The sequence below is a fragment of the Candidatus Palauibacter sp. genome (genome assembly GCF_965222475.1).
Classification (GTDB): Bacteria; Gemmatimonadota; Gemmatimonadetes; order Palauibacterales; family Palauibacteraceae; genus Palauibacter.
The window spans coordinates 174,932-193,419 of record NZ_CBDCUB010000007.1 but is presented as its reverse complement, the minus strand read 5'-3'; the positions used below and the strand labels follow the sequence as shown (position 1 = coordinate 193,419).

Genomic DNA, 18,488 nt, shown 5'->3' with positions numbered 1-18,488 from the left:
CCTGCGTCACAGCTTCAGCGGCCGCCTCTCGATCCTGAGGAGGCCGAGCCACGCGATACCGGTCCACAGGACGAAGTGATAGACGGCCAATCCCGTCGCTCCCCAGTCCCAGGCCACGCCGGACCCGAAACCCGCGACGAGGTCGTCTATTACTCCAGCGGGAAAGATGACGAACGGCAGTACGGCCCGGGCCGATTCCGCCGCTGTCGAAGTCTCTAAGATGGGGTTTTGGAGCAGCGACGCCACAGCCCCCGAGAGCAGATAGTACAGCAGCCCGATGAGCGCGGCGCGGCGGATGCCGCACGCGGTGATGGCGAAGCTGATCGCGCACGCGAGCACACCGGTGAGGCAGACGCTCGCCACCCCTCCCAGTTCCGTGGTCGGCGCCGCCCCGGGCGGCAGGGCAGCGACAGCGCCCGTCAGACCGAAGATCGCGAGAGCGGCGAGAGTTGCGACTTGTATGCCGGAGTATCGCAGCAGGTAGAAGGAGCGCAGCGGCATCGGATGTTGCGCCCACAGCATGATCGCACCGCTGCGTCGCTCGTGCGCGACGATCCCGCCCGGCATGAGGAAGGCGAAGAGGATCGTGCCGAAGCCGAAGGCGAGGTTCAACAGGCTGAAGAGGGCGAACATTGCCGCACCGCGCGCCATGGCTTCAACCTGCTCGCCGGACGGCTCGGCGCCTTCGCTTTCGATCTCCTGTCCCACGGCCTGTATACGTTCGAAGGTTTCCGCCATGTCGTAGGCGTGCGTGAGGACGACGACCCCGGCGCCTAACAGGAACACCACCAGCGCAAACTTCCACTTGCGGCGCACCGCGTTCCGGAGGGAAGCCTTGACGATGTTCATGACACCGCCCCTTCCAGCCCGAGGAACTCCGTCTCCAGGAACTCGCGGGTAAACCCGCCTTCCGGTTGCCGCACGATGCGCCCGCGCCCCTGGTCGATCAGGAGCACGCGGTCGCTCATCATCGCCAGTTCGCCGAGGTCATGGCTGGCGACCAGGATCGTGGTCCGGCCGCGAATCTCCTCGATCCGCCTGCGGAGGCGGATGCGTTGCCCGGGATCCAGTCCCGATTCGGGCTCGTCCAGGAAGAGCAACCCGGTCGGTCGCATCAGAGCCATGGCAAGTGCCAGTCGGCGCCGCATCCCTTTGGATAGCGAGTCGGCGAGACCGCGGGTGTCGAAGTCCAGCCCGGCCAGACGACACGCGCGCTCGATATCGGCCTCGGGACCGGCCGCGGCCGCCGCCAGCGCGAGCAGACCGTCGCATGTCCATCGCGATGGGAGCACCGTGTCTTCCGCCAGGTAGCCGGTACCGTGCCGGCGCCGGTGGTCCGCCGGGCAAGCGCCGGACACAGTGGCCTCGCCGTCAATCGGCGCCAGCACCCCCAGAAGCGTGCGGAAGAGGGTCGTCTTGCCCGAGCCGTTGGGTCCCACCACCGCGAGTACCTCGCCGGGCACGATGTCGAGGGAGAGTCCACCCAGCACCGGTTGCCCCCGGCGATATCCGACACGCAACGTGCGAAGGCTCAGCTCAGCCGGTCCGCTTTCGATGGTCATGTTCTCCTCATTCTTCGTCGCCCGGGTCGATTTCCCTCGTTGTCGCGTTTTCAGCGATGTACTGAAATACACCATGGACTGAACGGGTATTCCAGCCCGCCGATCTCACGGAGGAGCAGGTTGTCGGAGAGATGGCCGCGATTCTTCTTCAAACGGGAGTCGGTATCCGCTCCACGTCGATTCGGCCGGCATTCTTCATGGCTTGCGCAAGGTCGTAGGCCGACTGAAGGCGATACCAGGTCGCGGCCCCGCCTCCAAACGCCTTGTCCAGACGGATCGCCATTTCGGGAGAGATGCCCGAACGGCCGTTGACGAGTTCGGAAAGCTGCTTTCGGCTGACACCCAGCCTCCGCGCCGCCTCCGTCACGGTGAGCCCCAAGGGCTCCAGACAATCATGGCGCACGGACAGGCCCGGATGCGGCGGGTTCTTCATCGGCACGTCGCGGGCCTCCTAATGGTAGTCGGTCAAGTCCGGGGGAATCCGTCTCCGGTCTCCCTTCTCGAACAAACGCTCGAGGCCGCAGTGGCGAAAGCCAAGAATCATTGCATGGGAAGTGTAACGTATCACCTCTCGGATGACAATATGCCCGACGGCTTCGAACGGCGCTCCGGGGGCCGCGTCGAGGTCGTCCGCGTTGACTCAGGCTGAGGACCGGCGCGCGAGCAGCAACTTGAAGATCCTGCGGTCCCTCACCGGATTGTCATTGAGAGGCCTGGGAGCTTCGCCGAACGGAGATCGAGGCGGGTCGCGAGATCACCGAGCAAGTCACGCCGCGGCATGCGGCGGTGTAGAGAAGGCGACCGGTTCCGGCTCCACGCTCCAGTAGCTGTAGATGCCACGATGGTTGTTCACGAGATGGCCGAGTAACCGACGCTCCCAACTCCAGGGCGCGGACGCAAGCCTCCCTCCCGTCACAACGGGCCTGGTCGCCACGGGCCCGCGGAGCAACTGTGCGAGATATCGAGCCGTGATGGGCGTGTCGGCGCCCCTGTGTCGGCCTATGCCAATTGAAAGTGTGATCTTCAATTGGCATAGGGCTTCACAGGGACTTCCAACAACCACCCACAGGCAGGAACGCCGGGGCGCACTCATCACGAGGACGATCCGGCCATAAGGTGAAGATCGGCCAGTTCATGGCCGACAACGGAGCGGCGACCCCCTTCCGGCGCCTCGTGAAGTTACGCGTCACCAACGTCGTTGTGACGCACAAGTAGCCGACCCACTTGGCATGCCCCAGTTCCGCCGGCACCCGCTTCAATACGCCCACGTTCTGAGCCCGATCCATCCGGCGTTCCACGCGTAGAGCAGCGTAACGGTGCACGTGAGGCTCACGAGTCGGCTGTGCAGCCTGACGAGCCGACCCCCCTCCACGGAGTCTCGACGGAACGAGACGAAGAGGCTCAGCGCCGTGAGCGCCGCGAAGGCAAGCGAACCGACGAACCAGGTGAGGGACCACCCCGAGACCGTCCCCAGGTCCAGAGAGGATGCGAACTGGGCTGGCAGGAAGAACCAGACGACGATCGAGAGTGTGGCCAGGAGCGGGTAGAGCACCGTCCGGAGCGGGATCGTCTTCATCCGGCCGAAGATCCTGGCCGGCGCCCACACCAGCGCGAACAGGGGGGCCGAGAGCAGGAGCAGGAACGTCGTCAGCGCCACCGCCTGCTGAAAGCGCAGCCGGGCGGTCCCGACCCTCATGTAGTTGCCATCCCGTCCCGTTTGGAGGATTCGATTCCCCTCTTCGTCGACGCCCCCGAATACAGTCGCCACCGGCTCGACCTCGAACCGGAAGCTCGTCGCCGTGACCGGAACGAGCTCCCGGCCGCCGCCGAGGGTTGGTAGCAAAAAGAGCTTCCCCTCCTCCAGGATGATCCGCCGGACGTAGAGAAGGCGGTCCACGCCGTACGTGATTTGCTGGCGTGGGGTCGCGAGCTGATAGGAGCCCGTCATCGCCCGCAGTTCATCGTCCGAAAGGACCGCGACCGGGCCCCGGGGCTTCTCGAGTCCCTCGGTCAGGCGCTCACCCAGGAGCCTCACGATGTCCGGGAGCCCGCCGCTGCTCCCCTTGTTGATCGACACGAAAAAACCGACGCCGAGTTCGGAGGAATACGCGCTCCTCGACCGGAATCCGGTGAGGCTCCCGCCGTGTCCGCGAAAGTGGTGACCGTTGACGAACAAGGTGGTGTTGCCGAGGCCATCCCCGTGGGTGACGCCTTCGCGCGCGGCCAGCGTCGACGTCGGAGTCTCCATCCTCGTGACGGTCTCGGGGGTGAGCAGCCGGACGCTGTCGAGGGTGCCCCGGTTGATCATCATGCGCAGATAGCGGGCCATCTCCCGCGCCGACGCGTTGAGACTTCCCGAAGGCCTCATGATGATGTGCTCGTAGGGCGCCTCGCTGACCCCGTCCGGTTCGTAGCCCTTCGCCAGGAGGCTCGCCCCCTGCGGTACGTAGAAGGTCGAGGTCTCCATGCCGAGCGGGAGGAACACCTGCTCGCGCACGTATTCCTCGAAGGGCGTTCCGGTGCTCTTCTCGACGATGGAGGCGGCGACGGACGGGCCGGAGTTGCTGTAGGACATGTGGGTGCCGGGCCGCCAGCGACTGACGCGCGAGTGCGGGTGGACGGCCAGACCCTCCGCCAGACTGATCTCGGGATCGACCACGGCCCACTCGGGAAAGTGGAGGTCGTCGAAGCCCGTCGTGTGCTCCATGAGCATCGCGACCGTGACGGGATGCGTCGCTTCCCACGGGTTGGTGAACGCGATCTCCGGCCCGAGTTCGCGGACCGGAGTCTCGAGGTCGAGGAGCCCGCTCTCGAGCGCCCGAAGCGCGGCCAGAGCCGTGAAGCTCTTCGAGATGGACCCGATCCGGAACAGGTGGTCGGCGGTCACGTCGACCCCGGCCGCGAGGTCCGCCTTGCCGACGCCGCCGGCCCAGATCGTGCGGTTCCTGTCCACGAGCGCGATCGAGGCGCCGGGGATGCCGTACTCGTCGAGGATCCTCTGGATCTCGGTCTTGAGAGCCTCGACATCGACGGTCACGGCGCCAGAAGGCGGATCGGTCCGGTCCGGCTCCTGCGCCGCAGCCCCGAGCGGCGCCGCGCAAGCGACGAGGAATGCGATGAAACGGAATACGCCCTGGTTCGACAGTTGCGTGCCCCGGCCCACGCTTCTAACGCTTCCTTGCGACGAAAAACATCCTGCCTTCGCGCGACGCGACCCGCGCAGACGTGATCCTCCTCCACACATGCGAACGTCAGGCGCCGGGCGGCACATCGAGCGTCGGGTTGCGGTCGAAGAAGCCGTCGGCCTCGAGGCGGAAGCCGCTGCGGACGACCGGCTGAACCGGCCAGTCCTCAACCCCGCGCGGCAGGTGCAGCAGGCCGAATGTATGCCACAGCACGAGGTCGGTATCCCTGATCGACCGGCCTTCCTTGACCCAGGTTGCGATGGTATCCGAGCCGTCGCTCTGGTTGACGAAGCGCTTTCCACCTTCCACAACCGTTCGCTATCGGCGTTTCGCGTTCGGCCGCCTTCGCTCTCCAGCACCGTTTCCTCGACCCGGAAGGCGTTGCCGTTCGGGTTGCTCTCGTCCATCGGGGGCTGCACCACATTCAACTCGACCAGACGGTTGGCATCGCCATCCACGGCCATGTCCAGCCGCGCGCAAAACAGATGCTGGTGATTGGGGGCGATGACACCCGGCATGATCTCGGTGCCGTAGGCGACGCCGGAGACCGCGTTCAGGCCCTGGGTGTTCATGATGCCGGTCGCCTTCACTTCCAACTCCAGCGTTCCGTCCAAATGGAAGGTCCAGTAGAAGGCGTATTCGTAGTTGCCGACCGTCGCGACCATGGAGATCAACAGCTTGCGCGCCCGGCGGTGCTCCGTTTCGTCGGTCATGTAGTCGGTATGCTTCCACAGCATCCCGTCGTCTTCCTCGTGCAGGCAGACGGCGTTGTCGACGACCACCGGCTCGCCCGAGGTCAGGGTGAACACGCCGTCGAAATAGTGGATGTGTCCGCGGCAGTCGCAGCCCAGTTTCAGCGGATTGGCGACCTGGCCCAGGCCGTACTCGCCGACATCGAAGGCGTTCTTGCGATAATGGTTGAAGGAGGGATCGCCATAGGGGACGACCATCTCCGAAATCGAGGCGCGCCAGATCAGCGGCCGCCACGGCGCATGCTCGCCGGCGATCTCCGCCCGGCATTGCGCCTTGTCGGGATAGCGCAGGCGAATCGATTCGAATCTCGTGGTCTCCGTCCACCCGCCCCATTCCCTGACGATCCCGGCAGCGGCCCCGATCTCGGCCGGGGTCAGGGGATTGAGCGGATGGTTGCCCCGTTCAGTTGCCGGGGTGGAATTGCTGCTATTCGCCATCGGTCTATCCTTGTCATGCGCCGCCGCGCCACGATGACCGGGCGAGAGTCAATCGGGCCAGGCCCGGTCCGGACTTCTCCTCATTCGAACCCAACAACATCCAGCGGCCAGATTCGCGAGAGCAACCCCGCCGGCAGGGCATGCCTGAGGGGGACGCCGTCCGACGGGCGGGGGCCGGCGCGCTGGCAACTCGGTGGGGGGACCCGCGGGGAGGAAGGATCGATCCGGTCCCTGGGCCTGTCCAACAGAGGTGACGCATGGAGACGGCGGTCTCAACCGGTGAACGCAACATCTTGGCAGCGGCTGTTCAACTGCCGGGAGGTATGCGATGCGCCAACGGGAGAAGTACGGGAGGCTGAGCGAATCGGACCGGCTTGAGATCGGGGACCGGATCAAGAACGGGCAAACACACGCCGAGGTCGCCGCGGCGGTCGGGTGTTCGGCTTCATGGATCCGGGCCTTTCGCACCCTCCAAGGCGCCTCGAGGGCGGGGAGCTGCGTGCAAACCACCAGCCCGTGGACCTCCGCGGTGGCCGCGATGACGAGGTCCGGCTGGCTGAAGGTGATCCCCTCTTTCTTGCCGCGCTCGACCATCCACCGCCAGGCCCACCCACACATCCTCGCCGACGGGCAGGATGCGCCCTGCGAACCGGGGCCGTAGCGTGCGCTCGAGCCAGAGTTCCAGCTTGTCGCGGAACTCGTCCCGCGCGCGACGTTCGATTCGGTAGCGGATCTCCGCGAGCGTGACTTCGCTGAGGAAGAGGCTGTCGGCGGACCTCGCCTCGGACCACAACCTCACTTCGGGATCCGGTCGATCCTTGCGGAGTTCGGACACGACGTTCGTACCGAGTAACCACCCCTTCGTGCGCCCCACGTCCCTGCCCGGGTCTACCGCAGACCTTGAAGCTCCACCCGTGACCTGGCGGTTTCCCACGCCTCCACCGCGCACGACGTTATCGGTAGAATCGCGTTGCTGGAGCTGGCGTCGCCAGTGGTCGCCCGCGCCCTTGACGCGTTTCCCGTTGCGGTGCACACGCTCGACGCGTTGCATCTCTCCTCGATCGAGTTCCTGCGGAGCCGGGCCCTCGCCGTTGAACTCGCCTCCTACGACCGCCGCATGGTCAGAAGGGCTCAAGCCATGGGTATCCCCGTTCGGGACTTACCATGACCGTTCGCACCGCCCGCGTTCCACGGTGGGCGGGCGCACTCCTGGCAGACTCCCTTTGGGCGGCGCTGGGCACGGTGCCGCTGGCGGCGCAGGAAGTTGACCCGGCCCAATACGAGCATCTGGCGGAACCGCGCATCGTCGAGCGGACCGACGAGCGGATGCTGGAGGTGCGGGCGGCCGGTGACCCCGACGAGGTCGGCGGGGCGGCGTTCGGACTCCTGTTCCAGCTCTACTTCTCGAGCGGGGCGGCGACCGGTTTCACGCGCCCCGTCCCGCGCGCCCGCTGGCAGGAGGGGCTCGACCGGCTTCCGCGGCGCGAGTGGCGCGGGCGCTACGCGCTACCCCTCCCCGAGACGGTGGACTCGCTGCCGCCGCACACGCCACCGGAGGGCGTGACCGCGTCGATCGCGACGTGGGGAGTACGGCACGGTCGCGGAGATCCTCCACATCGGCCGCTACGACGCGGAGCAGCCCACGAATCGAGCGGCTCAGGGCTCTCGTCGAGGCCGAGGGTTACGAGACGGTCGGCGGACACGAGGAGGAATACGTCGTCGGCCCGACCGTGGCCGGACCGGGGAACCCCGCCGAGTACCGCACGATCCTTTGCTACCGCCTCCGTCCAGCGAACCCATCGCGCGCCGAAGGCGTCAACTCCCGCTCGAAGCGATCCGCCCCCGTCGGCAGGGGCGTGTCGTAGCGTAATCCGAGGCCGGCGCCGCGGATTCGATGAGGCGAGACCCTCGATCGACTGCGACGCGGACACGCTGGCGAGGAAAGTGATCTCGGCGGTTCGGCCGGCCGGATCCGTGGCTGTGACTCGCACGGGCGAGACTCCCGCAGTCGCCCCCACCAGTTGGAAAGTGGCGCCTGACACGGAAACCGTCACCGCGAATCCGCCGGCTGCCGTGTAGGTCAATGCATCATTGTCCGGGTCCGAGAAGTGGTGGGACAGGTCCCACGTGAGAGTGTCGTTCACGGCCAGAGACTGGTTTCCGATCGACTGCGTCACTTGCGGCGGCCGGTTTGCGGTGACGGTCACGAGCGACGAAGTGCTTGCGGTCAGCCCCCCGCGATCCGTCGCCGTCATGTCGATGGTCGCTTCTCCGGGGGTGACTCCCCCTACCTTCGCTTGGTAGCCGTAAATCGCATGGAACTGTATGGAGACGCTGGCCACGCCGGAGTTGTTGCTCGATGCGGAGAAGTTGAGTTGGTCGCCCACATCGGTTTCCTCGAAGTAGTCACTCAAGACCAGCCAGTCGGTCTGGCCCGGCGAGGAGGTCACGGCCGGTGCCTCGGTCTTTACCCGGGGCGCGTTGTTTCCGACCGCAAAGGTGAACGATGTGGAGGCCGTGAGGCCCCCTGGATCCTTCGCCTCAACCCTAATCTCCGCCTCGCCATCGGAGACGGCGGTCACATAGAACACCGCCGGGCTGGCGATTCGAACGAAGGCCACGGCGAGGTTCGATGTCCCCACCCTGTAGCTCAATTCGTCGTCATCGGGGTCGGAGAAATACCTGTATGCCTGCAGCGGCAGTTCACCGCCCCGTATGGCGGTACGATCGGCGATCGTACTCGTGACCACCGGCGCCTGGTTGGTCGAGCCGGCCGGCTCGACCGTCACTCCGAAACTCTGCCGGGTGCTCAGGCCGCCCGCATCGGTGGCCGTCACCGTGACCGTGGCCCTTCCCTCGCTCACCCCTCGCACCGCCAGGACGCTGCCGGAGATGTCCGCCGTCGCCACGCCTTCGTCGGAACTCGTCGCGCCGTAGTCCAGCGAGCCGCCTTCCGGATCGCGGAAGTGGCCGTCCAGATCCACCGAGACGCTCTCGTTCTCGGTCACGGTCTGCGCCGGGACCGCGCTCGACACCACCGGCGCCTGGTTCGGCGGCGGCGGCGGCCTCACGATCACGCCGAACGCGTGGTCGGCGCTCAGGCCGCCCGCATCGGTGGCCGTCACCGTGACCGTGGCCCTTCCCTCGCTCACCCCTCGCACCGCCAGGACGCTGCCGGAGATGTCCGCCGTCGCCACGCCTTCGTCGGAACTCGTCGCGCCGTAGTCCAGCGAGCCGCCTTCCGGATCGCGGAAGTGGCCGTCCAGATCCACCGAGACGCTCTCGTTCTCGGTCACGGTCTGCGCCGGGACCGCGCTCGACACCACCGGCGCCTGGTTCGGCGGCGGCGGCGGCCTCACGATCACGCCGAACGCGTGGTCGGCGCTCAGGCCGCCCGCATCGGTGGCCGTCACCGTGACCGTGGCCCTTCCCTCGCTCACCCCTCGCACCGCCAGGACGCTGCCGGAGATGTCCGCCGTCGCCACGCCTTCGTCGGAACTCGTCGCGCCGTAGTCCAGCGAGCCGCCTTCCGGATCGCGGAAGTGGCCGTCCAGATCCACCGAGACGCTCTCGTTCTCGGTCACGGTCTGCGCCGGGACCGCGCTCGACACCACCGGCGCCTGGTTCGGCGGCGGCGGCGGCCTCACGATCACGCCGAACGCGTGGTCGGCGCTCAGGCCGCCCGCATCGGTGGCCGTCACCGTGACCGTGGCCCTTCCCTCGCTCACCCCTCGCACCGCCAGGACGCTGCCGGAGATGTCCGCCGTCGCCACGCCTTCGTCGGAACTCGTCGCGCCGTAGTCCAGCGAGCCGCCTTCCGGATCGCGGAAGTGGCCGTCCAGATCCACCGAGACGCTCTCGTTCTCGGTCACGGTCTGCGCCGGGACCGCGCTCGACACCACCGGCGCCTGGTTCGGCGGCGGCGGCCGCCAGACCGTCACTCCGAAACTCTGCCGTCCTTCGGCGCCGTCTGGATCCCGCGCGGTAACCGTGACGGAGGCGGATCCCACGGTTACGCCGTCGATGGTCACGCGGCTGCCCGACACCGAGGCGCCGGCGACTGCGGGGTTCGACGACGAGGCCCCGAAGTCGAGTTCGTCACCGTCCGGGTCGCTGAAATAGGAAGCAGCATCGACCGTCGTCGTCGCACCCTCGTCCACGGTCTGCGCCGGAATCGTACCCGCGACCATCGGACCCCGGTTCGGGACCTCGACGCCGAAACTCTGCCGGGCCTCTCCGCCGTCCGGGTCGCGCGCCGTCACGGTCACGGTCGCGCGCCCCCGCGACACGCCCACCGCGGTGACCTCGCTGCCGACGGTGGAGACCGCGACCACAGCCGGCTCCGAGGAGGCGGCCTCGAAGTGAAGCGTGTCGCCATCGCGGTCGGCGAACGCCGCAGACACGTCTACCGTTGCCGTGCCGCCGAGGAAAACCGTCTGCGGCTCGATTTCGCCCACGGCGGCTGGCGGCCGGTTGGGGACGGCGACTTCAAAGCTCAGCGTGGCCGCGAGGCTGTCCGCATCCCGCGCGGTCACCGTCACCGTCGCGGTCCCGCGCTTCACCGCCTCCAGCCTTACCTCGCCACCCGTGACCGACGCCAGCACCGATGCCGTGTCCGACGAGGCCGCGGCGAAGCTGAGCTCGTCTCCGTCCGGATCGCTGAAGGCCGGGGACGCGTCCACCGTGGCGGTCTCGCCGAGGAAAACCGTCTGCGGCTCGATCCGCCCCACCACCATCGGACCCCGGTTCGGGACCTCGACGCCGAAACTCTGCCGGGCCTCTCCGCCGTCCGGGTCGCGCGCCGTCACGGTCACGGTCGCGCGCCCCCGCGACACGCCCACCGCGGTGACCTCGCTGCCGACGGTGGAGACCGCGACCACAGCCGGCTCCGAGGAGGCGGCCTCGAAGTGAAGCGTGTCGCCATCGCGGTCGGCGAACGCCGCAGACACGTCTACCGTTGCCGTGCCGCCGAGGAAAACCGTCTGCGGCTCGATTTCGCCCACGGCGGCTGGCGGCCGGTTGGGGACGGCGACTTCAAAGCTCAGCGTGGCCGCGAGGCTGTCCGCATCCCGCGCGGTCACCGTCACCGTCGCGGTCCCGCGCTTCACCGCCTCCAGCCTTACCTCGCCACCCGTGACCGACGCCAGCACCGATGCCGTGTCCGACGAGGCCGCGGCGAAGCTGAGCTCGTCTCCGTCCGGATCGCTGAAGGCCGGGGACGCGTCCACCGTGGCGGTCTCGCCGAGGAAAACCGTCTGCGGCTCGATCCGCCCCACCACCATCGGACCCCGGTTCGGGACCTCGACGCCGAAACTCTGCCGGGCCTCTCCGCCGTCCGGGTCGCGCGCCGTCACGGTCACGGTCGCGCGCCCCCGCGACACGCCCACCGCGGTGACCTCGCTGCCGACGGTGGAGACCGCGACCACAGCCGGCTCCGAGGAGGCGGCCTCGAAGTGAAGCGTGTCGCCATCGCGGTCGGCGAACGCCGCAGACACGTCTACCGTTGCCGTGCCGCCGAGGAAAACCGTCTGCGGCTCGATTTCGCCCACGGCGGCTGGCGGCCGGTTGGGGACGGCGACTTCAAAGCTCAGCGTGGCCGCGAGGCTGTCCGCATCCCGCGCGGTCACCGTCACCGTCGCGGTCCCGCGCTTCACCGCCTCCAGCCTTACCTCGCCACCCGTGACCGACGCCAGCACCGATGCCGTGTCCGACGAGGCCGCGGCGAAGCTGAGCTCGTCTCCGTCCGGATCGCTGAAGGCCGGGGACGCGTCCACCGTGGCGGTCTCGCCGAGGAAAACCGTCTGCGGCTCGATCCGCCCCACCACCATCGGACCCCGGTTCGGGACCTCGACGCCGAAACTCTGCCGGGCCTCTCCGCCGTCCGGGTCGCGCGCCGTCACGGTCACGGTCGCGCGCCCCCGCGACACGCCCACCGCGGTGACCTCGCTGCCGACGGTGGAGACCGCGACCACAGCCGGCTCCGAGGAGGCGGCCATGAAGGTGAGGGGGTCGCCGTCGGGATCCCGAAACGCACTCGACACGTCCACCGCGATCGTATCGCCGAGGAACGCAGTCTGCGCCGCGATCTCGCCGACCGCGACGGGACTCCGGTTCGGCGTCTCGCGGGGACCCGTGACTTCGCCGCCGTCGTCGTCGCAGGCCGCACTCCACGAGGCGATCAGCGCGACTAGAACTAAAGCCGCACGACGCAGGAAGAGCCGGACGCGGCGTGTCATTCGCGACCCGCCTTGCGGAGGTATCGGCGGCCGCGGCGCGGTTCGGGGGGGACCAGCTCAAGATCGCCCCAGTTGTAACCCGTCGCTATCTCGGCACTCAGCGTATTCGCGATGTGGGCACCTCCCAAGAGGGCGCGGGCCGCCGCCGCGTCGAACCGCGGCGACTTGCGGAGGGAGCGTGTAGCGCTGATCCGGTTCGTACGCCGCATATGCATCGACGAAGGCTTTAACATGTTAGATTAGAATACTTGCACGTCCAGAGTGATCCGACAATCATATTACTGGGCTATGCCTGTGGCATAGTTTTATAATGTCACAAGAACAACTTAGCAGTTCATAGGCTCCTCGCTGTTTCAGGTGGGTAGGTTGAAGTTGAGTTTGCCGCACACGAGATAGGCGACGGTGATGAAGTTCTCGGTGGTCCGGTAGCCTCGGGCCCTGGCCTTGGCGGCCTGGACGAGCGAGTTGATGCCCTCGATCATGCCGTTGCCGATCCTCGAGCGGAACCAGAGGAGGATGCCGTCCCAGTGCTTCTCGATCGTCTTCGCCGCGTCGATGACGGGCTGGAGACCGCTTTTGCCGGCCCAAAGACACCATCTCTCGAGGTAGACCTCGGCCAGCCGGGGCGGGAGGGTCCAGAACGCCTCGAAGGCGAGCTTGAACCGGTAGGCGAGGGCCGTCTTCAGGCTCCGCCGCGACGGATCGAGCAGTTCGCCGATCCACTCGCGCTGGGAGGCGGTGAGCTTGCCGCGCCTCTTGAGCCACAGGTAGCGGGTGCGGTTCAGCTCGGGGCGCTCCTTGCGCTCGGCGCGCCTCACCTCATCCACCGCCCGGTTCATGAGCCGCTGGACGTGGAAGCGGTCGAAGGTGACGCCGGCCTCCGGGAACGCCTCCCGCGCCCCCTTCATGTAGGCCGCGGACATGTCCATGCAGAGGTCCCGGACGCTCCCGGCCCGGCCCCCGCGCGCCTCGAGATCCTCCCGGAACAGGCTCACGACCGAGGCGTCGCGCCCCGGCGTCGCGTACAGAAGCCGCGAACGGTCCAGGTCGGCGAACAGCGTGATGTGGTCGTGGCCCCGCCGGCACGCCGTCTCGTCCACCGCCACCGCGCGCACCGACGAGAAGTCCGCCTCCGCCCGGGCCTCCCCCACGCGGCGCTTCAGAAGCCGCCACAGCCGCGTGTCGTGCTCGCCCACTAGGCGGGCCACCGCCCTGACCGGCATCTCCCGCGCCAGCGCCACCGCCAGCGCCTCGAACCACAGCGTGAAGCCCGAGCCCGGCTCCGCCCACGGCACCCTCGCCTGCCTCACCCCGCACGCCGGACACCTCACCCTCGGCACCCGGGCGTGCAGGTAGGCGCGGTGCTGGAAGAAGTCCAGGTGCCGCCAGCGCTTCCCGCTCGCGTCGTGCGCCTTGCAGCCCCCCCGCCCGCACGAGGGGCAGTCGAACGTCCCGCCCGCCTCGAAGTCCAGGTGCAGGTCCAGGCGGCGCTCCGCCGCGTCGAACTCCGTCCGCTCCACCCGCCACGGCCACTCCAGCCCCAGCGCCCGCTCGAACAGTCCCCTCTCCGCCATGCCGCCGTCCCGCCCGGCCGCTCCGAGTCCCCCCAACCGCCCCGGCCGGCCCCCGGAGACCACCGGGCACATCGCGGACCGGCAAGGGCACCGCCGGCCGACGCCGCCGGCACCGCCACTCTACCGCCCCTCATCCACCCCCAACAGCGAGGAGCCAGTTCATAGCGAAGCCACGCGTCGCACCGAGAGTGGCGAGACGCCCGCCTGATAAGGCGCGACGAGGTAGAGTCAGGGGGTGGCGCGGTGCCGACGTCGCATTCGTCTGCTATGGTCGGGTCTTCACCCACAGGGAGGCACGATCATATTCGAGGACCTGTTCATCGATCCCGGCACCATAGCCCGCTATCGCGCCACTTTTGGCGGAAGACACTCCACACCGTCCCTGCGGCGGCGATGCTCCTACTGCTTAGCCAAGCGCTGTTTCTTGCGTCGGCTGAGGCGCAGCCCGCTGCGGACATGATCGAGGCGGTGACCATCCATCCGCCCGGCGCGGCGCGGTTCCAGTGCTCCGACCACGCGCTCGGCGCGGAGGATCACGTGCCCGACGCTCTCGCCGCAGACTGCGTCGTCGTGCGATCGGACGGCGGACCGAACGGCAATCTGCTGCCGCTGTACACGGGAGACGGGACTCGCAATGAGGATTGGCACGGCTGGCGGGAGCGGCTTCTGGCCCCCTTCGACGGCGTCGTACTCGGCATCCGGATCAATCCCGAATCCACGGTCCCCGGGGTGCGCGGCTCGGGCCGTTCGAGCGCGATCGGGTTTGCGCAGCTCGTAGACGGCGAACCAACGGATGTGCATGTAGGCGCCTTCCGCGGTGACATGATGTCCGAGGATGCAGTGCCGCTTCAGGTTCGGATGGATCTTGCGGCGATGGGACGGCTCAGAGGCACGACGCCGAACGGTCGTGGGCCTGAGTCGAGTTGGTGAACCACCGACCTAACGCCTATCAGGCGTCGTACGCATGGTTGTGTTCCACGGCAAGAAATCGTCTGAAGTCAACCGGGACTATCGACGGCAGGCGTCCGAATCGAGCATCAAACGGGAGTCGAGATTCGCTCCACGTCGATCCGGCCGGCATTCTTCATGGCCTGCGCAAGTTCGTAGGCCGACTGAAGGCGATACCAGGTCGCGGCCCCGCCTCCAAACGCCTTGTCCAGGCGGATCGCCATTTCGGGAGAGATGCCCGAGTGGCCGTTGACGAGTTCGGAAAGCTGCTTTCGGCTGACCCCCAGCCTCCGCGCCGCCTCCGTCACGGTGAGCCCCAGGGGCTCCAGACAATCATGGCGCACGGACAGGCCCGGATGCGGCGGGTTCTTCATCGGCACGTCGCGGGCCTCCTAATGGTAGCCGGTCAAGTCCATGTCCCTGACATCGCGCCCGTCGAAGCGGAAGACCACGCGCCAGTTGGCGGAGACCTTCACCGCCCAATATCCCGCGCGGTCGCCTTTCAGCGGGTGGAGCCGAAGACCCGGCAGGTTCATGTCCTCGGGCTTGGCCGCCACGTCCAGGCGAGCGAGGATCCGCTCGACCTTGGCGATCAAGTCCGGGGGAATCCGGCTCCGGTCTCCCTTCTCGAACAAACGCTCGAGGCCGCGGTGGCGAAAGCCAAGAATCATTGCATGGGAAGTGTAACGTATCACCGCTCAAGCGGCAACGTGTCAATCATTCGGTAGCTTCTCCGCCCGTTCCGTACCATGAAGAGGCACGGCCAATGGCGAGCATCACGATCCGCAATCTCGACGACGACGTAAAGACGCGCCTTCGCGTACGCGCGGCCGAGCATCACCGTTCGATGGAGGAAGAAGCGCGTATCATCCTGCGCGATGCCGTCACTGGTCGTCGCACCGGTCCGCGAAACCTCGCGACGTTCACCCGCGAGTGCTTCGCGTCTCTTGGCGGCGTCGAACTCGAACTTCCCCCGCGCGGCCCTCCGGATCTTTCCTGAGCGGCCTCATGTTCGTCGCAGATATGCGACCGCATCCGAGGTCGTCGGACGGTTTTTCGGGCGATTCGAGCATCGGCTGCGGGTTGTGATAAGCGGGGAGCTCTCGCCGCGCCACTCGGCTGCGAGTGCGCTGATCAGTCGCGCCGGCGTCGGTTGCGGGTGAGACGCCTGATGCCTACGTAGTATGCGAAGGCTTTCGATCTTGCTCGCGCAGCGCAGGAGATACCATGTCTACGTTCGTGATGGTTCGTCGTGTCCAGGCATCGGACACCCAGGCGTGCGGACCTCTCGCAGCACTTCCTCCGGAGCAGATCGCTTGCCGCTAGCCTGATCGCTCAGGCTCCCGTCAAACGAAGCGATCTGGTCGTCGAGATCGGGCCGGGCTGCGGCATTCTCACTCGAGAACTGGCGCGTCGATGCCGTGAGGTCGTCGCGGTAGAGTTCGACGGCGCGCTGTCCGAGGCGCTTCGCACGCGCTTCCGGAGTGACGACCGCGTCACGATCATCAGGTCCGACTTCCTGCGTTTTCGGCTGCCCGACGTCCCCTACAAGGTCCTGGGGAACATTCCGTTCAACCGGACCGCCGCCATCGTCCGGCGCCTTGTCCAGGCCGATTCTCCGCCGCAGGACGCCTGGCTCGTGGTCCAGCGTGAGGCGGCCGAGCGGTTTGCCGGCGGTCCCTGTTCCCGGGAGACCCTGCCCTCGCTGCTGCTCAAGCCGTGGTGGCAGGTCGAGATCGCGCGGCGCTTTCGCCGTACCGACTTCGATCCCCCTCCGAGCGTGGACGCCGTCGCGCTCTGGCTCGCCCGTCGAACGAGACCGCTCGTGGACCGATTCCAGGCTGCGGACTACCGGCGCTTCATCCGGAGCTGCTTCGGTCGCGGCGGCCGCTCGATCCGGCGGTGTTTGCGACCCGAATTCACGCGAACGCAGATCCACCGGCTCAGTCGAGATCTCAGGTTCGATCCTTCCGGACCGCCCCGCGACCTCACCTTCGACCAGTGGCTCGCCTTGTTCAGGTTCCGGAGGCTGACGCGATCGTAAGCGCCGAATCTCACGACGCGGGTTCCCAAAGCTCGATCGCGTTTCCTTCGGGGTCGTGGATGCGGGCGAAGCGACCGATGCCCTCCATCTCGCTTTCGTGGCTGACCTCGATATCCGCGGACTTCAGTTGTGCGATCATCGCGTCCAAGTCGGCCACGCGGAAATTCAGCATGAAAGCCTTGTCCGCCGCGAAATAGTCCGTGTCGGCACCGAAGGGTGAGAAAACGGTGACCCCGGACTCGGTCACCCAGGGCGCCATCTCCATGTTCGTCGGAGCAGGATTGATGCCGAGGTGATCCTGATACCATTTCGCAAGTCCCGCCGGGTCCTTTGCCCGAAAGAAGAACCCGCCGAATCCCTGAACGTTTTGCACGCTACGTCCTCTCGATGTTGGCCTGCACGATCCGCGAATCGGGAGTTTCGCGGAGAGAAGCCGTCTCCGCCACCCGACTCGCCTGGCCCACTCATCGCGGGCACTCAAATAGGCCTTGTGATCGACCGGCGCTCTCTCTCCCTCCGCCATCGCCCGATTGCGCGCTTCTTCCGTCTGCTTGCTGAGTGAAGGGAGGCCAGCGGCGAGTCGGCGGTCATCCAGCCGCTCCGGCTCTTCCGCTTCCCCCGGCGAGAGATTCCCGTCAGCGTCCCAATCGAGCTGGGTTCCGTAGCGTTGGGGTCGTCCCTCGAAGAACCGAATCCTGTCCTCCAGAAAAGCTGCATGCGCAGGATCGGCGGCCCCCGCACGTACGGCTGCCTCAAGGAGCGGCAGTGTTCGACGTACCGGTTCGGGCTCCGCAATTGCGTGCTGCAACACGATCCAGGCGGCTTTGGCGCGGTCCGGACCTACGAGGTCTGTCCCCGGCCAGCCAACCGACTGGATGATGCGCCGAAGGCGTCGAGCGTTTCGTTCATGGACGCGGGCCATCCGAGGCTCATACCCCGCTTTGAAGAGTTCGCCGGTGTCGGCCAGTTCGGCTCGTGTCTCGTCGTCCAGCCGAGCCATCTCCAGTAACTCCCGTCTAAGGGACTCGTTCAAGCCGGCTGGACGAACGTGGTGAACCACCAAGTGTCCCCCCCGGGTCGAGGATTCCACAGCGGGCGGTTGGGATCGGCACCCATCTGCGCGGGGGAATATACCGATGTTCCGCCGTGCTCGATCCCGAACGAATCCGAGAAGCTCCTCCGCCTGCCGGCGAGCCATGCGGCAGGACGAACCAGACGACGATCGAGAGCGTGGCCGCGATCACTCCTGGACCTCCTTCCGAGTGTCCTGGCCACCCCACCCATGCGGTCGGTTCCGACAGAACGGGCGAGTCAGACTACTCGAATGGACTTGGCGGCGCTCTGACGGCTCAGAGGCACGGTGCCGGATTGAGCCGAGGCCGCCAAGCACAGGCGACACAGGTGGCATCGAAGGTCGCGTCTGGCCTACAGCAGCTGGAGATAACCCGCGGCGAGGTCGTCGGGCTGGCCTTTGACGGGTTGGGGTGGTTGGAGCTGGCGGTGGCGTGGGTGCCTGACCGGTCAAGCCAACATTAGGCGCTCACCCTTGGGCTCGGGCACGGGTCGTCCCAACTCCTGTGCCCTCTCGATCCAGAACTGCATGGCATCCTTGATGTTACCCAACGCGGTCTCCTGATCGTCTCCGTGCGCCATGCACCCGGGCAACTCAGGCGCCTCGGCGATGAAAACCTGATCTTCGTTGCTCCAGTAGAGAATGATCTCGTACTTGTGCATCAGTCGTCTGCTCCC

The 18,488-nt window shown here is 67.1% G+C and carries 15 protein-coding genes and 2 pseudogenes; 5 read left to right on the top strand and 12 right to left on the bottom strand.

The features are described from left to right. Window positions 1–6: 6 nt before the first annotated feature. From ACOQPP_RS12825 to ACOQPP_RS12800, 6 genes and pseudogenes are all read right to left on the bottom strand, one after another. On the bottom strand, window positions 7–849 hold the full coding sequence (locus ACOQPP_RS12825) for a hypothetical protein (protein WP_419166111.1): 843 nt from the start codon (window positions 847–849) through the stop codon (window positions 7–9). After that, window positions 846–1,562 carry an ATP-binding cassette domain-containing protein gene (locus ACOQPP_RS12820; RefSeq protein WP_419166112.1) on the bottom strand — a complete coding sequence of 239 codons (717 nt, stop codon included), beginning with the start codon at window positions 1,560–1,562 and terminating at the stop codon, window positions 846–848. Before ACOQPP_RS12820 ends, ACOQPP_RS12825 begins: the two co-directional genes overlap by 4 nt. A gap of 148 nt (window positions 1,563–1,710) precedes the next feature. Beyond that, window positions 1,711–2,001: a HigA family addiction module antitoxin gene (locus ACOQPP_RS12815; protein WP_419163729.1), complete on the bottom strand. Its 291-nt coding sequence runs from the start codon at window positions 1,999–2,001 to the stop codon at window positions 1,711–1,713. An 816-nt stretch (window positions 2,002–2,817) separates the two neighbouring features. Then, window positions 2,818–4,557: pseudogene (locus ACOQPP_RS12810) on the bottom strand (serine hydrolase domain-containing protein); the annotation flags it as partial. Between the two features lie 256 nt (window positions 4,558–4,813). Next, entirely contained in the window at window positions 4,814–5,056 is a 243-nt protein-coding gene (locus ACOQPP_RS12805) for a hypothetical protein (protein WP_419166172.1), read from the bottom strand. 48 nt (window positions 5,057–5,104) lie between these two features. Continuing rightward, a pseudogene (locus tag ACOQPP_RS12800) lies at window positions 5,105–5,697 on the bottom strand (tyramine oxidase); the annotation flags it as partial. A 568-nt stretch (window positions 5,698–6,265) separates the two neighbouring features. Here ACOQPP_RS12800 and ACOQPP_RS12795 point away from each other — a divergent pair. Both ACOQPP_RS12795 and ACOQPP_RS12790 read left to right on the top strand, forming a co-directional pair. Next, window positions 6,266–6,598, top strand: a complete 333-nt coding sequence (locus ACOQPP_RS12795) for a hypothetical protein (protein ID WP_420636697.1) — start codon at window positions 6,266–6,268, stop codon at window positions 6,596–6,598. 309 nt (window positions 6,599–6,907) lie between these two features. Continuing rightward, window positions 6,908–7,105, top strand: a complete 198-nt coding sequence (locus ACOQPP_RS12790) for a hypothetical protein (protein WP_420636696.1) — start codon at window positions 6,908–6,910, stop codon at window positions 7,103–7,105. A gap of 331 nt (window positions 7,106–7,436) precedes the next feature. On the opposite strand, the gene ACOQPP_RS12785 is transcribed toward ACOQPP_RS12790, so the two are convergent. Both ACOQPP_RS12785 and ACOQPP_RS12780 read right to left on the bottom strand, forming a co-directional pair. Further along, window positions 7,437–12,173 carry a putative Ig domain-containing protein gene (locus tag ACOQPP_RS12785; RefSeq protein ID WP_420636695.1) on the bottom strand — a complete coding sequence of 1,579 codons (4,737 nt, stop codon included), beginning with the start codon at window positions 12,171–12,173 and terminating at the stop codon, window positions 7,437–7,439. Between the two features lie 353 nt (window positions 12,174–12,526). Beyond that, complete coding sequence (locus ACOQPP_RS12780) at window positions 12,527–13,747, bottom strand: ISL3 family transposase (RefSeq protein WP_420636694.1); 1,221 nt, start codon at window positions 13,745–13,747, stop codon at window positions 12,527–12,529. A 393-nt stretch (window positions 13,748–14,140) separates the two neighbouring features. On the opposite strand from ACOQPP_RS12780, the gene ACOQPP_RS12775 reads away from it, so the two are divergent. Beyond that, window positions 14,141–14,677: a hypothetical protein gene (locus ACOQPP_RS12775; RefSeq protein ID WP_419166118.1), complete on the top strand. Its 537-nt coding sequence runs from the start codon at window positions 14,141–14,143 to the stop codon at window positions 14,675–14,677. Window positions 14,678–14,784: 107 nt separating this feature from the next. On the opposite strand, the gene ACOQPP_RS12770 is transcribed toward ACOQPP_RS12775, so the two are convergent. After that, on the bottom strand, window positions 14,785–15,075 hold the full coding sequence (locus tag ACOQPP_RS12770) for a HigA family addiction module antitoxin (protein ID WP_419166119.1): 291 nt from the start codon (window positions 15,073–15,075) through the stop codon (window positions 14,785–14,787). A 12-nt stretch (window positions 15,076–15,087) separates the two neighbouring features. Next, window positions 15,088–15,366 (bottom strand): type II toxin-antitoxin system RelE/ParE family toxin, encoded by a 279-nt coding sequence (locus ACOQPP_RS12765; protein ID WP_419166120.1) that lies wholly within the window; start codon window positions 15,364–15,366, stop codon window positions 15,088–15,090. 95 nt (window positions 15,367–15,461) lie between these two features. Between ACOQPP_RS12765 and ACOQPP_RS12760 the strand changes: the two genes are divergently transcribed. Further along, entirely contained in the window at window positions 15,462–15,695 is a 234-nt protein-coding gene (locus ACOQPP_RS12760; protein ID WP_420636693.1) for a FitA-like ribbon-helix-helix domain-containing protein, read from the top strand. Between the two features lie 252 nt (window positions 15,696–15,947). Next, window positions 15,948–16,739, top strand: a complete 792-nt coding sequence (gene erm / locus ACOQPP_RS12755; RefSeq protein ID WP_420636692.1) for a 23S ribosomal RNA methyltransferase Erm — start codon at window positions 15,948–15,950, stop codon at window positions 16,737–16,739. A 10-nt stretch (window positions 16,740–16,749) separates the two neighbouring features. Here erm and ACOQPP_RS12750 read toward each other — a convergent pair whose 3' ends face one another. Together ACOQPP_RS12750 and ACOQPP_RS12745 are read right to left on the bottom strand one after the other, a co-directional pair. Beyond that, on the bottom strand, window positions 16,750–17,937 hold the full coding sequence (locus ACOQPP_RS12750) for a DUF6624 domain-containing protein (RefSeq protein ID WP_420636691.1): 1,188 nt from the start codon (window positions 17,935–17,937) through the stop codon (window positions 16,750–16,752). Between the two features lie 323 nt (window positions 17,938–18,260). Then, the gene (locus ACOQPP_RS12745) at window positions 18,261–18,473 is read right to left on the bottom strand and encodes a type II toxin-antitoxin system HicB family antitoxin (RefSeq protein ID WP_419166126.1); all 213 of its coding nucleotides are present in this window, start codon (window positions 18,471–18,473) and stop codon (window positions 18,261–18,263) included. Window positions 18,474–18,488: the final 15 nt, after the last annotated feature.